This is a genomic window from Streptacidiphilus albus JL83 (genome assembly GCF_000744705.1).
Lineage (GTDB): Bacteria > Actinomycetota > Actinomycetes > Streptomycetales > Streptomycetaceae > Streptacidiphilus > Streptacidiphilus albus.
The window spans coordinates 1736475-1749393 of sequence record NZ_JQML01000001.1; the positions used below are offsets into that span (position 1 = coordinate 1736475).

Consider the following 12919-nt stretch of genomic DNA (forward strand, 5'->3'; position numbering starts at 1 on the left):
TTCGATTGTCGTACACCCGGCGGAGGAGTGCCAGCTCAGCGGCGCTTCCTGCAGGTAGCCACAAGTCCGCCACCCGGAAGGACCACAGGGCTTGTGGTTTCCCACAAGCCCCGTGCGACCCGGCGGTACGGGATCAGTGCCGATCCAGCCACGGCGCAGCGTCGGTCGCCGTCTGCGCCAGCGCGCGGAGCCTGCGGACCGCCTCGGCCGGGTCGTCCGCGCCGTAGACGGCGGAGCCGGCCACGAAGACGTCCGCGCCGGCGTCGGCGCAGCGCTCGATGGTCTCGGCGGACACTCCGCCGTCGATCTGCAGCCAGAGCTGGAGGCCGTGCCGGTCGATCAGCTGCCGGGTGCGGCGGATCTTGGGCAGCATGATGTCGAGGAAGGACTGGCCGCCGAAGCCGGGCTCGACCGTCATGATCAGCAGCATGTCCAGCTCGGGCAGCAGGTCCTCGTAGGGCTCGATCGGCGTGGCCGGCTTCAGCGCCATCGACGCCCGCGCGCCGAGCGAGCGGATCTCCCGGGCCAGCCGGACCGGCGCGGCGGCGGCCTCCACGTGGAAGGTCACCGACCCGGCGCCGGCCTCGGCGTACTGCGGGGCCCAGCGGTCCGGGTCCTCGATCATCAGGTGGCAGTCCAGCGGGATGTCCGTGGCCTTGCGCAGCGACTCGACCACCGGCAGGCCGAGGGTCAGGTTGGGCACGAAGTGGTTGTCCATGACATCCACGTGCAGCCAGTCGGCGCCGCGTACGGCCTCGGCCTCCTCGGCGAGGCGGGCGAAGTCCGCGGACAGGATGCTGGGGCTGATCTGGGGGCTCATGGCATCAGTATCGTGCAGACGGCCGAGCCGACGGGCCCCCGACCCGGCCCGCTCAGCCCCGCTTCCGCAGCAGCGCCAGGTACATGGCGTCGGTGCCGTGCAGGTGCGGCCACAGCTGGACGTCCGGGCCCTCGCCCAGGCCGGGGACGCCGGGCAGCAGCGGCCGGGCGTCGATCCACTCCAGCTCCTCGCCGTACTCGCGCAGCACGTCGTGGACCACGACCCGGGTCTCGGCCAGGTGCGGCGAGCAGGTCGCGTAGCCGACGACGCCGCCGGGACGGACCGAGTCGACGGCCGAGCGGAGCAGGTTCCGCTGCAGCGGGCCGAAGGCGGCGACGTCCTCGGGACGGCGGCGCCAGCGCGACTCCGGGCGGCGGCGCAGCGCGCCGAGGCCGGTGCAGGGGACGTCGACCAGGACCCGGTCGAAGCTGCCCGGGCGCCAGGCCGGGCGGGTTCCGTCGGCGGTGACCACCGCGTAGGGACCGGGGTTGCCGTCCAGCGCGCGGGCCACCAGTGCGGCCCGGTGCGGCTGCGACTCGGAGGCGACCAGCGCCGCCCCGCGCTGCGAGGCCAGTGCGGCCAGCAGCGCGGCCTTGCCGCCGGGGCCGGCGCAGGCGTCCAGCCACAGCCGGTCCGCGCCCTCCAGCGGGGCGGCGGCGAGGGCGGCGGCGACCAGCTGGCTGCCCTCGTCCTGCACCCCGGCCCGGTTCTCCCGGACCGCCTCGACCAGTCCCGGCTCGCCGCCCTCGATCAGCCGCACCGCGTACGGGGACCAGTGCCCCGGCTCGCTGTCCTCGGCCGGCAGCGAGTCGCGCAGCTCCTGCGCGGTGGAGCGGCCGGGACGGGCGACCAGGGTGACGGCGGGGCGGGCGTTGTCGGCGGCGAGCAGCTCGGAGACGGCCTTGCGGCCGCAGGCCTCGGGCTGCCAGACGCCGAGCGAGTCCCAGAGCGCGGCGACCACCCAGCGCGGGTGCGAGTGGAGCACCGCGAGGTGGTCCTCGGCGTCCTCGTCGTAGGGCGGCGCGACCTGCTGCAGCCAGGTGTCGAGGTCCTGGGTGCTGATCTTGCGCATCACCGCGTTGACGAACTTGGCGCGCCCGTCGCCGAGCACGGCGCGGGCCAGCTCGACCGTGGCGGAGACGGCGGCGTGCGGCGGGATCCGGGTGCCGAGCAGCTGGTGCGCGCCGAGCGACAGCACGTCGAGCACCGGCGGGTCGATCTTGCTCAGCGGCCGGTCGACGCAGGCGGCGATGATCGCGTCGTAGCTGCCGCGCAGCCGCAGGGTGCCGTAGACCAGCTCGGTCGCGAAGGCGGCGTCCCGGCGCTCGAAGCCCTCCTGCGCCTCGGCCTTGCGCAGCAGCGAGGGCAGGATCAGGTTGGCGTAGGCGTCGCGCTCGTCCACGGCGCGCAGCGCCTGGAAGGCGACCATCCGGGCCGGATCCTTCTTCGGCCGCCGGTGCGGCCGCGGCGCGCCCTGCGCCGCCTTGGGGGCGTGCTTGCTCCTGCCCTTCGGGGCGCTGCCGGACGCGGGTGCTGCGGGGGTGCTCATTCGGGGCCTCATTCGAAGGTGCTGGCGTTGGTTATCGACTCGATCCTGCCGCGCCCGGCCGACCTGGACAAACGCGGTCGGCGGCGGGCGGCGCTACGCGCCCAGGCGCTCGCCCGGCTCCAGCCGCGAGCCGCGCGCCCAGTCGGCGGCCGCCATCCGCTTCTTGCCCTGCGGCTGGACCTCGCCCAGCTCCACCTCGTGGCTGCCGGTGCCGACCCGCACGGTGTTCTTCACCACCTCGATCTCGCCCGGCGCCAGCTCCGCGCGGCCCACCGCCAGCCGGACCGGTCCCAGCTTCAGCCGCTCGCCGCGGAACAGCGTCCACGCGCCCGGCGCGGGCGTGCAGCCGCGCACCACCCGGTCGATCCGCAGCGCCGGGACGGCCCAGTCGACCCGGGCGTCCTCCACGCTGATCTTCGGGGCCAGGCTGACCCCGTCGATCGACTGCGGCAGGGGCGTGAGGTCCCCGGCGTCCAGTCCGTCCATGGTCGCCGCCAGCAGCCGCGCGCCCGAGCGCGACAGCCGCTCCAGCAGGTCGCCGCTGGTGTCGTCGAAGCGGACCGTCTCGGTGACCGTCCCGTAGACCGGGCCGGTGTCCAGGCCCTCCTCGATCAGGAAGGTCGACGCGCCGGTGATCTCGTCCCCGGCCAGCACCGCGTGCTGCACCGGGGCCGCGCCGCGCCAGGCCGGGAGCAGCGAGAAGTGGAGGTTGACCCAGCCGAAGCGAGGGATGTCCAGCGCCGCCTTGGGCAGCAGCGCGCCGTAGGCGACCACCGGGCAGCAGTCCGGGGCGATCTCCGCCAGCCGCGCCAGGAACTCCGGCTCGCGCGGGCGGACCGGCTTCAGCACCTCGATCCCGGCCTCCTCGGCGAGCTGCGCCACCGGGCTGGCGACGAGCTTGCGTCCGCGCCCGGCAGGGGCGTCCGGTCGGGTGACGACGGCCGCGACCTCGTGCCGGGAGGCGATCAGCGCCTCCAGCGCGGGCAGGGCGGGCTCGGGGGTTCCGGCGAAGACGAGCTTCATGCGGTGCGGTGCCTCTCGGTCGGAAACGGCGGAACGGCAGAACGGTGGAACAGCGGGACGGAACGACGGGACGGGACGGCGGGCTAGAGCGCCCGGCCGAAGGTGCTGTGCGGGGAGAGCTTGACCGTCGGCGCCGCCTCCCGGGACCACTCCGACTCGCGGATGGCGCGGAGCGCGGCGCGGCGCTGCTCACGGTCGAGCCGGTCGATGAAGATCACCCCGTCCAGGTGGTCGGTCTCGTGCTGGAGGCAGCGGGCCAGCCGCTGGGTGCCCTCCAGCACCACCGGGTCCCCGTACTCGTTGAAGCCCTTGGCCACTACCCCGAAGGCGCGCTTGCAGTCGTAGGTCAGGCCGGGGAGCGACAGGCAGCCCTCGGGGCCGTCCTGCTCCTCCTCGCTGAGGTCCAGGCTCGGGTTGATCAGATGACCGGTGACGCCCTCGACGTGGTAGGTGAACACCCGTAGCGAGACCCCGATCTGCGGGGCGGCCAGGCCGGCCCCGGGGGCGTCCTGCATGGTCTCGGTGAGGTCCTTGACCAGGGTGCGCAGTTCCTTGTCGAACACGGTCACGGGTTGGGCGGTGAGCCGCAGTACCGGGTCGCCGAAGAGTCGGATGGGCTGGATCGCCACGTGCGGGCTCCCGTCATGTCGCGCTCGAATACGCCTGGGTGCGTGCAGAAGTACCTCGTGCACAGGCGAACCAGTCTATCGAGGCCCGGGGGCACATCGGCCCGCGATTGCGCACGCCCCCCGAGCCGGTCACGCGCGCCCACGCGCCCCTGGCCCGGCCGTTGGCGTGACCCGACGGCCCTCTGCGCCGTTGGTCAAGGCAGATTGACTGCCGTTTTCGAAAGGCTGAACTTCATCATGGCCGAACACGCCACCCACGACGCCCGTGCCAGGGCCAGCCTGCACCTGCTGGTGCGGGACATCGAGCGGGTGCGCCGCCAGGTGGACGCCCTGCGCACGCTCACCGCCCAGCTCGGCAACGTCTACCGGCCCCGCCGCCCCACCACCGCAGCCGGCTTCGTGGTCTACGGCCGCGCGCCCGCGCCCACCGTCCGGCTCGCCCAGGAGCTGCGCGACAGCGTCGAGGGCCTGGTCGCCGCCGCCGTCGAGTTCGACCGCTCGCTCGGCTTCTCCTGGGACTCCGTCGGCTCCGCCCTCGGCGTCACCAAGCAGGCCGTGCACCGCCGTTACGGCGTCCGCCGGCAGGCCGCCGGCGAGGGCGAGCAGCACGCCGGGCCCCGCTCCGCCGCCGCCGCGCTGACCGAGGTGCTGACCGGTCCGGCGCCGCAGGAGTCCTCGGCGGTCCCCGGCGGCCTGTCCCGCACCGTGCCCACCGCCCGGCGCGAGGCCGCCCCGCGCCCGCCCCCTCGGCCGCCGAGCTGTAGCGCCCGGTGCCGCCGCGTCCGAACCCGACCGCCGTCGACACCCGACGGATATCCGCCCCCGGCCGTCGCCGGGACCGAAGCCCGACCACTGCAACGTTCAACCGCTCCAACGCCGACCGCTGCCACGTTCAACCGCTCCGGCGTCCGACCGATCGAGCGCTCAGCCGATGTCCGGCGGGTCGATCCGGATCCGTACCGGGTCGGTCTGCCTGCGGGCCAGCCGGGCGGCGTGGGCCGCCTTCAGTGCGGTCGCCAGTGCCGCCCCCCGGCCCGGGGCGACCCGCAGCAGCACCCGCTCCAGCCGCTCCGGCGCCACCGCGGCCGCGTCAGCCCCCTCCTGCGCCCGCGCGGCGCGCGGCGCCGCCACCTCCACCGGCCCGAGCACGTCCGCACCCTCCGGCAGCCGGATCAGCGACAGCAGGTCCGCGACCGCTGCCGGACTGCCCGTCAGCGAGGCCATCCGCGACACCGGCGGGAACCCCAGCTCGGCCCGCTCGGCCAGCTCGATCCCGGCGAAGCCCGACGGGTCCCAGCGCACCAGCGCCTGCACCGGCCGCAGTGCGGCGTCCGCCACCACGACCACCCTGCCCCCCTGCTCCTGCGGGCGGACCAGCGCCGCCGCGCCCAGCCAGCGGCGCAGCGCCTCCTCCCCCGCCCGCAGGTCGGGACGGTTGAGCAGGGCCCAGGCGTCCAGCAGCAGCGCCGCCGCGTAGCCGCCCTCGGCGACCGGCTCCGCGCCCGGGGTGGACACCACCAGCGCGGGCGTGCCGGGGACGGCCGCCAGCACGCCGTCCCGGCCCGAGGTCCGCACCGGCACCGCCGGGAAGGCCCGGCCCAGCTCGTCCGCGGTCCGGCGGACGCCGACCACCTGGGCCCGGAGCCGGGTCGAGCCGCACTCCGGGCAGTGCCAGTTCGCCTCGGGCCGCCCGCACCACGCGCAGTGCAGCACCGCGCCCGCGTCCCTGGCCTCCAGCGGCCCGGCGCAGGCGGTGCAGCGCGCCTGCTCCCGGCAGCGGGCGCAGGACAGCCGGGGGACGTAGCCCCGGCGCGGCACCTGCACCAGCACCGGACCCTGCAGCAGCGCCTCGCGCGCGGTCCGCCAGGCCAGCGTCGGCAGCCGGGCCGCGTGCGCGGCGGCGTCCGCCGCCTGCTCGAAGTCGGTGACCGTGCGGACCAGCGGCGCGGCCCGGCGGACCTGCTCCCGCTCCCCGGCCAGCGGCCCGGCCCAGCCGGTCCGCAGCAGCTGCGCCGACTCGACGGTCACCGCGAAGCCGCCGATCAGCACCGCCGCCCCGGCCTCGGCGGCGCGCAGCAGCAGCACGTCGCGGGCGTGCGGGTAGGGGGCGTGCGGGTCGCTGTGGCTGCTGTCGCCGTCGTCCCAGACCGCGACCAGCCCCAGGTCGGCGACGGGCGCGAACATCGCCGCGCGGGTGCCGACCACCGCCCGGACCGTGCCCCGGCTGACCGACAGCCAGCGCCGGTAGCGCTCCTCCGGGCCGTGCTCGGCGGTCAGCGCGACATGGCGGCCGGGGCCGAGCTGCTCCCGCAGCGCGGCGTCCAGCTGGGCCACCGCCCGGCCGTCCGGCAGCAGCACCAGCGCGCCGCGCCCGCCGGACAGGGCCGCTGCCACGGCACGGGCCAGCTCCTGCGGCCAGCCGCCGCCGGGCAGCGCCGTCCAGACCGCGCGCGGCGGCTCCCCGGCGGCCAGGGCGGCGAGGAACTCGGGGCCGTTGGGGTAGCGGGACCAGCCGCCCGGCGCGGGCGCCGGCGGCGGCGGCAGCGGCTCGGCGGCCGGCTCGGCCTCGGGCCGGTTGTGCTTCGGCGGGATCGCCAGCTGGAGGACGTCGGCCAACGTCCCGGCGTAGCGGTCGGCGACCGCCCGGCACAGCCGGAGCAGCTCGGGGGTGAGCACCCGCTCGGGCGAGAGCACCTGGCTGAGCGGCGCCAGCGGCCCGGCGAAGTCGCTGGTGGCCCGGCGCTCCACCACGTAGCCGTCGATCAGCGTCCCGCCCTCGCGCCGCCCCTGCCCGCTGACGACCCGTCCGCCGAAGCGGACCCGGACCCGGACGCCGGGCTGCGCCGCCTCGTCCAGCCGCGCCGGGACGGAGTAGTCGAAGAACTGGTCGAGGTGCGACAGGCCCTTGTCGACGACGACCCGGGCCACCGGCAGCCGGGTCGAGGAGGCCGCCTGCTTCGGCTTCGACCTGGCCCGCCGCAGCTCGGCGCGGACCAGCTCCAGCTGGACCGGGGCGCTGTCGCCGGGATCGGCCGGGGCGGGGTCGGGGGCGGTGGGGTCGGCGGTGGGCATCACTCCAAGTCCTACCAGAGGACGCCGACATTCCCGCTGCCCGCTCCGCCGGGTGGATGCGGCAGGGGTGGGACACCGGGGTGTCCCACCCCTGCGGGCGGCGCTGCCGACGGAGCGTCAGCCGCTGACGGCCACCTGGACGATCTTGACGATGACCAGGATCATCGCGACCGCGAGGTAGCTGCGGAGGGCGCTCATGCCGATCTTGCGGCCGGTGGCCATGACCGGGCGGGTCAGCGTCTCCAGCGGCGGCATCCGCCAGTCGTCGCGACCGGAGCGGTCCAATGGGGCCTCCCCGCCGAAGGCAGGGGAAGGGTCCTCCTTGGTGGCGGTGCGGCGCCGGGTGAAGGCGTAGCCCGCGGCCAGCACCCCGGCCACGCCGCAGGCGGCCATGATGTCGAGGATGGCGCCGGCGGTGATGTCAGGGAACAGCACCGAGGCGGTGAGGATGACGGACAGGGTCACCAGGATGCCCACGACCGCGGCGGTGAAGGCGTTGGTCCGCGGGCCGTTCACCCACGGGCCCAGCACCTGGCGGTCGTTGCAGAGCAGCAGCAGGAAGACCGTGGCGGACGGCAGCAGCACCCCGGCCAGGGTCTGCACGCCCTCGGTGAGCAGGCCCAGCGGCGAGCCGGGGATCAGCACGATGGCCGCGGCGGCGGCCACCAGGGCGGCGTAGACGGCGTAGAAGCCCTTCGCGCCCTGCACGCCCCGGTGCAGCGAGTGCTTGATGCCGAAGACGTCGCCGATGGCGTAGGCGGTGGAGAGCGAGACGGCGAAGGCGCCGATGATCGAGGCGTCCAGCAGCGCGATGGCGAACAGCACCCCGGCCACCTTGCCGGCGTGGGCGGCGATGCCGGTGGCCAGCCCGCCGGCGTCGGTGAAGCCACCGAAGTCCTTGGTGCCGGCGAAGGCCGCGGCGGTGGCGCCCATCAGGGCCGCGCCACCGATGACGACGATCACGATGCCGATCCACAGGTCGGCCTTCTCGTACTTCATGAAGCGCGGGGTGATCCGCTTGTCGATGACGTAGGACTGCTGGAAGAAGAGCTGCCACGGGGCGACGGTGGTGCCGACGATGCCGATGATCAGCAGCATCACCGTGGACAGCTGGCCCGCGCCGCCCGGCATGTCGGGCACCACGAAGTCGTGCGCCATCTGCGAGGTCTTCGGGTGGACCAGGAAGTAGATCGGCACCAGCAGCAGCGACCCGGCGCACAGCACGATGGCGATGCGCTCGAAGCGGCGGAAGGAGCCGGTGAACGCGGAGGCGATGATGATCGCCGCGGCCAGCACCACCGCGGCGGTCCTGGGCAGGCCGAGGTAGCCGGCCGCCAGGGTGATCCCGATGAACTCGGTGACCAGGGTGAGCGCGTTCAGGATGAACAGGTCGATGACCGAGAAGGCGCCCCAGAACTTGCCGAAGCGCTCCAGGATCAGCCGGGCGTGGCCGACGCCGGTGACCGAGCCCAGCCGCAGCACCATCTCCTGGTTGACGTAGAGGACCGGGACCAGCAGGGCCAGGGTCCACAGCAGGTGGGTGCCGTAGTTCTGCCCGGCCTGGCCGTAGGTGGCGAACGCGCCGGCGTCGTTGTCGCCGACCATCACGATCAGGCCGGGGCCGACGATCGCCAGCAGCGTCCTGAGCTTGGCGGACAGACCCCGGCGCTCGCCGTGGTCGCCCAACTTGATGGTGCCGAGCGCGCCGTGGATGTCACCGAGGTGGGCGTCGTCCAGTACCGCGGTGCGGGTCGTGTCGATGGTGGTGGTCATGATGATCCCTCCCTGACCCCCGTCGGGGGCGGTTGGAGGGCATGCAGCAGCCATCCGTCCTGCGGCGGCGGACGCGCAGGACAGGCCGATCGCCCGGGGGGCGCAGGGACAGGTGGTTACCGCATGCCGGAAGAAGACAAGGTCAGGCATGGTTGACGGGGGCGTTTGTGCCCCGGACTATCGCAGTCCATCTCTCGCCTCCCTCCGGTCGGGACGCGACGCGCGCGCCCATGCGGCAGGGGGAACGCCAGGAGCGCACAGCACTCCCGACACACCCCAACTCGTCAGAGCTTTGGCACTCCACGGCGTAGCGCGAGCCCCCGGAGGGTCCGCATGCGCAGCCACTTGGCCTCAACCCTTAGGTCGGGAAGAGGTGTCCTGATCCGGAGCGTCTCTCGACGGGTGGGATCAGTGGCCTGTGTCCGTGAAGACGCCTCACCGAACGAGGTGTCTGTTGAAACAACCTTCGCATTATGAGCCTCTGGGGAGCGACCGGTCAACTCGACCCCGCGGCTCCCCGGTGCCCGGCGCTCCGGTTCGTGAGCAGTCGTCAGCTCTTGGGTCCGGCGGCGGCCGTGGCAGGGGCGGCGGGGCGCCGGGCGGGGACGCCCAGGTCCTGGCCCTCGAAGTGGTGGGCCTCGCCGCGTCGGCGGGTCAGCACCGCGAACAGCACCCCGGCGCCGATCAGCACCAGCAGGATGTAGTCGATCGAGGGGCCGATGGCGGTGGGCCCGTAGACGAAGAACCCGATCAGGGAGGCGCCGAACATCGCCGTGGCCAGGGCCGAGGCCACCAGTAGCGCCCGGTGCCGGTGCGGCGGCGCGTCCGTCTGCCCGTGGCCCTGCCGGTGGCTCTGCTGGTGGACGCGGCGGAGGAACACCGTCGCGGTGAGCGAGTCCAGGAAGAACTCGGCGACCAGGAAGAACCCCGCGGCGGAGAGCACCACGCCGAAGAAGGTGGAGACCGAGGGGAAGAGCAGCTCGGCGGCGACCACCGCGAGCGCCGCCCCGAGGGTCCAGAGGGTGGCGGCCTGCGGAACCCGGCGGGCGTTGACGCGGCCCAGGCTGCGCGGCAGCAGTCCCTCGCGGCCCATGGAGAACAGGGCGCGGCTGAGGATGTAGGTGGTCAGCCACAGCCCGCCGGCGGTGGAGGCCAGCACCGGCACGAGCATCAGCCAGGGTGCGCCGGGCACCAGCCGGTCGCCCCACACCGCCATCGGGTTGTCGGCCCCCGCCAGGTCCTTCAGCGGGGTCTCGGCGAACATCAGCGGGTAGAGGAGGGCGTAGAAGCCGAGGGCGAAGAACACCCCGACGATGCCGCCGGTGCCGGGGTCGGTCCGGGGCCGCTGGGCCTCCTCGGAGGCGAAGCTGTCGATCTCCCAGCCGTCCAGGATGGTCGCGGCGACGACCGTCACGGTGACGATCCCGCCGATCGGCGCCGGGCCGAAGTGCACCGGCACGTGCAGCGCGGGCCAGCGCACGGCGCCGATGACCACGAGCGCGGCGACCGCCACCAGCTCCAGGACGAGGAACGCCTTGGTGATCCGCGCGGTGGGACTGGCTCCGCCCAGGAGCGGGATCAGCGCGAAGCCGACCCAGCCGGCCCCGACCGCGAGTTGGACCAGCGCGGAGGGGTGGCCCGAGGGGTCGAGCAGGGTGGTGGTGTAGGTCGCCGCGGGAATGATGATCGGCGGGATCGAGGCGAAGTAGGCCAGGATCAGGATCCACGCCTGGAAGCGGGAGGCGCTCGGCCCCATCACCCGGCGGGACCAGTGGTAGGACGCCCCGGCGTGCGGGAAGTGCCGGTTGAGCAGCCGGAAGACGAAGGCGGCGATCACGAACGGGACGGTGATCACCAGGATGGCCGGCAGGGTCCACCAGCCCGCCAGGCCGGCCATCACCCCTCCGGTGGCGGCGATGCTGAACAGCGGCCCGACGCTGGAGACGGACAGTGCCACCAGGTCACGGAAGTGGTGGACCTGCGCCAACCCCTGCTCGGCCATCCGAACCATCCCCACCCTGCGAACGCGCCACCCCTGCGGCGAGGAAGGAGGCCTGGACCCGGCGCCTTCGAGCCTCGCGGCGGCGCCGGGCAGACCTTATCTACCGTTTATACGCTATTGCAAGATTGTCGCAATAGCCCCGCCCGGGGTGGCTACCCGCGCCGGGTCCGGCCGACACCCCCGTGTCGGCCGGACCCGGACCTCAGCGGCGCGGCAGCCGGCGGCGGTAGCGCACCAGCCCGAACCCGGCGAGGAGCAGCGCCCCGCCGAAGGCGGCGGCCGGAAGCACGGTGGCCCCGGTGGCCGCGAGGCCCGGCCGACCCGGGAAGCCCGGGAAGCCCGGGAAGCCCGGGTGCCCCGGGTGGCCCGGGTGGCCCGGCTGGTGTCCACGGTGGTGCAGCACCGGGATGTGGACCCGGCAGCCGGGGTCCTTGGAACCCTGGGCGCAGTTCGACTGGCCCGAGACCACCAGGTTGTTCAGCGACTCCATGGTGTGGAAGGCCTTGTGCACCCGCACCTGGTACTGGAAGTACGCGTGCCGGCCGGCCTGGATCTCGCCGGTCCAGACGATCCGCTTCTGCGCGGCCTGGAAGACGGCGCTCGGCAGGCTGGAGGTGAGCGACCCCGGCACGAAGTCGGCGTAGTTCAGCACGCCGCCCAAGTAGTCCGTGACCACCGGCAGTTCGCCGGCCGGGAAGTCGTTGTCGCCGATGTTGGCGAAGGCGACCCGGTAGGTGACCAGCTGGCCGGGCGCGGCCACCGCCCGGTTGGCCGACTTCTTGACGATCAGCTTGGGCTCGTCGGCGGTGACGTCACAGCTGTCGGTCACCGGGTTGACGGTGCAGGCTTCGATCAGCGGAACGGTGCTGGTCGGGTCCCCCGGCTGGACCGGGGCCCGCCGCGGCAGCTGCAGCGCGAGCGGCATCGAACGCTGGTTGGCCCCGTGCTGGACCAGCGGCGGCAGGGGGTCGCTGAGGTCGGTGCCGCCGTGGTGCGGGTAGAGCGCCCGGACGATGTTCTCCAGCACGCTGGTGTGCGGGGGAAGCGCCTCGGCCCGGATGGACAGCTTGATGGTCACGGTGTCGCCGGCAGGCAGGTCACCCCGCCACTCGACGTAGGGCTTGTCGACGGTGACCGTCCCGGTGGAGGCGGTGGCGTCGGCGTCGTAGACGGAGTCCTTGACGATCAGCGACATGTCGTCCTCAAGGCCCGCCTGCCGGACGCCGGTGAAGTCGACGGTGCCGGTGTTGTGCGCCGTGATGACGTAGTCGATGTGGTTGCCCGGCTCGACGTCCTCCGTGTTCTCACGCTTGGTCACGATCCAGCTCGGCGAGCCGAGCTCGACGTGGCAGCCGGCCTCGGCCCCGGTGAGGCAGTTGCTGTTCGGCGCGGTCACGGCGTCGACCAGGCGTCGCGGGCCCAGGTCGGGGTCGTTCGCCACGACGGTGTAGGTCATGGTGACCGTCTCCCCGGGAGCCAGCGCGCCCGTGGTCCACACCAGGTCCGGCCGGTGGTAGCGGACGTGGCCGCTCGTCACCGCGGCGTTGTTCTGGTAGACCCCGTCGCTCAGGTCACCGCGCAGGTGGTCGGTGACCGTGGCCGGCGGGCACGGGTCCGTGCCGGCGTCGGTGACGGTGACCGTGTACCGGACCGTCTGGCCGGGGAGGTAGTAGTCACGGTCGGCCCGCTTGTGGACCACGATGTGGCAGTTGGTGGGGCAGGGCACCCCGGCGCTCGAAGCCGGCGCGGCGGGGTGCGCCCCGACGGCGGGCGCGGCGGCGAGCGGCGCGCGCACCGCGGGTGCGACGGCGGGTGCGGCGGCCGGCGAGTCGGCCGGGGCGGGCTGGGCCGCGGCCGGAGCCTGGTTCGAGGCCGGGGCCTGGGCCTGGGCCTGGTCCGAGGCCGGGGCCTGGGCCTGGTCCGAGGCCGGAGCCGGAGCCGAGGCCGGAGCCTGGTCCGTGCCCGAGGGCTGGTCCGCTCCCGGAGCGGAGGCCGAGCCCGAACTCGGGTCCGCGGCGCTGGGCACAGCTGCGGCGGGAGCGGCCGCCGGA

The 12919-nt window shown here is 74.3% G+C and carries 8 protein-coding genes, 1 pseudogene and 1 riboswitch; of the genes and pseudogenes, 1 reads left to right on the forward strand and 8 read right to left on the reverse strand.

Features of this window, described 5'->3' with window-relative positions:
• Positions 1-133 precede the first annotated feature (133 nt).
• From rpe to def, 4 genes are all read right to left on the reverse strand, one after another.
• Entirely contained in the window at positions 134-820 is a 687-nt protein-coding gene (rpe, locus tag BS75_RS07445) for a ribulose-phosphate 3-epimerase (protein WP_034087630.1), read from the reverse strand.
• Positions 821-872: 52 nt separating this feature from the next.
• Complete coding sequence (locus BS75_RS07450; protein WP_042439414.1) at positions 873-2369, reverse strand: RsmB/NOP family class I SAM-dependent RNA methyltransferase; 1497 nt, start codon at positions 2367-2369, stop codon at positions 873-875.
• 93 nt (positions 2370-2462) lie between these two features.
• Positions 2463-3392, reverse strand: a complete 930-nt coding sequence (gene fmt / locus BS75_RS07455; RefSeq protein WP_034087631.1) for a methionyl-tRNA formyltransferase — start codon at positions 3390-3392, stop codon at positions 2463-2465.
• 83 nt (positions 3393-3475) lie between these two features.
• Entirely contained in the window at positions 3476-4021 is a 546-nt protein-coding gene (gene def / locus BS75_RS07460; RefSeq protein ID WP_034087632.1) for a peptide deformylase, read from the reverse strand.
• 237 nt (positions 4022-4258) lie between these two features.
• On the opposite strand from def, the pseudogene BS75_RS50065 reads away from it, so the two are divergent.
• Positions 4259-4612, forward strand: a pseudogene (locus BS75_RS50065) (hypothetical protein); the annotation flags it as partial.
• A gap of 333 nt (positions 4613-4945) precedes the next feature.
• Here BS75_RS50065 and BS75_RS07470 read toward each other — a convergent pair.
• From BS75_RS07470 to BS75_RS07485, 4 genes are all read right to left on the reverse strand, one after another.
• Complete coding sequence (locus tag BS75_RS07470) at positions 4946-7093, reverse strand: primosomal protein N' (RefSeq protein ID WP_034087634.1); 2148 nt, start codon at positions 7091-7093, stop codon at positions 4946-4948.
• A 117-nt stretch (positions 7094-7210) separates the two neighbouring features.
• Positions 7211-8866, reverse strand: coding sequence for an NRAMP family divalent metal transporter (locus BS75_RS07475; RefSeq protein WP_034087635.1), 1656 nt, complete (start codon positions 8864-8866; stop codon positions 7211-7213).
• 268 nt (positions 8867-9134) lie between these two features.
• Positions 9135-9320, reverse strand: a riboswitch (M-box (ykoK) riboswitch).
• A gap of 96 nt (positions 9321-9416) precedes the next feature.
• Positions 9417-10868: an APC family permease gene (locus BS75_RS07480; protein WP_052069268.1), complete on the reverse strand. Its 1452-nt coding sequence runs from the start codon at positions 10866-10868 to the stop codon at positions 9417-9419.
• A gap of 202 nt (positions 10869-11070) precedes the next feature.
• Positions 11071-12894 carry a DUF7927 domain-containing protein gene (locus BS75_RS07485; protein ID WP_052069269.1) on the reverse strand — a complete coding sequence of 608 codons (1824 nt, stop codon included), beginning with the start codon at positions 12892-12894 and terminating at the stop codon, positions 11071-11073.
• Between the last annotated feature and the right edge of the window lie 25 nt (positions 12895-12919).

Excerpts from the sequence above, each read along its gene's own strand:
- rpe (WP_034087630.1), bottom strand. The coding sequence starts at position 820 with ATGAGCCCCCAGATCAGCCCCAGCATCCTGTCCGCGGACTTCGCCCGC.
- BS75_RS07450 (WP_042439414.1), bottom strand. The coding sequence starts at position 2,369 with ATGAGCACCCCCGCAGCACCCGCGTCCGGCAGCGCCCCGAAGGGCAGG.
- fmt (WP_034087631.1), bottom strand. The coding sequence starts at position 3,392 with ATGAAGCTCGTCTTCGCCGGAACCCCCGAGCCCGCCCTGCCCGCGCTG.
- BS75_RS07470 (WP_034087634.1), bottom strand. The coding sequence starts at position 7,093 with ATGCCCACCGCCGACCCCACCGCCCCCGACCCCGCCCCGGCCGATCCC.
- BS75_RS07475 (WP_034087635.1), bottom strand. The coding sequence starts at position 8,866 with ATGACCACCACCATCGACACGACCCGCACCGCGGTACTGGACGACGCC.
- BS75_RS07480 (WP_052069268.1), bottom strand. The coding sequence starts at position 10,868 with ATGGCCGAGCAGGGGTTGGCGCAGGTCCACCACTTCCGTGACCTGGTG.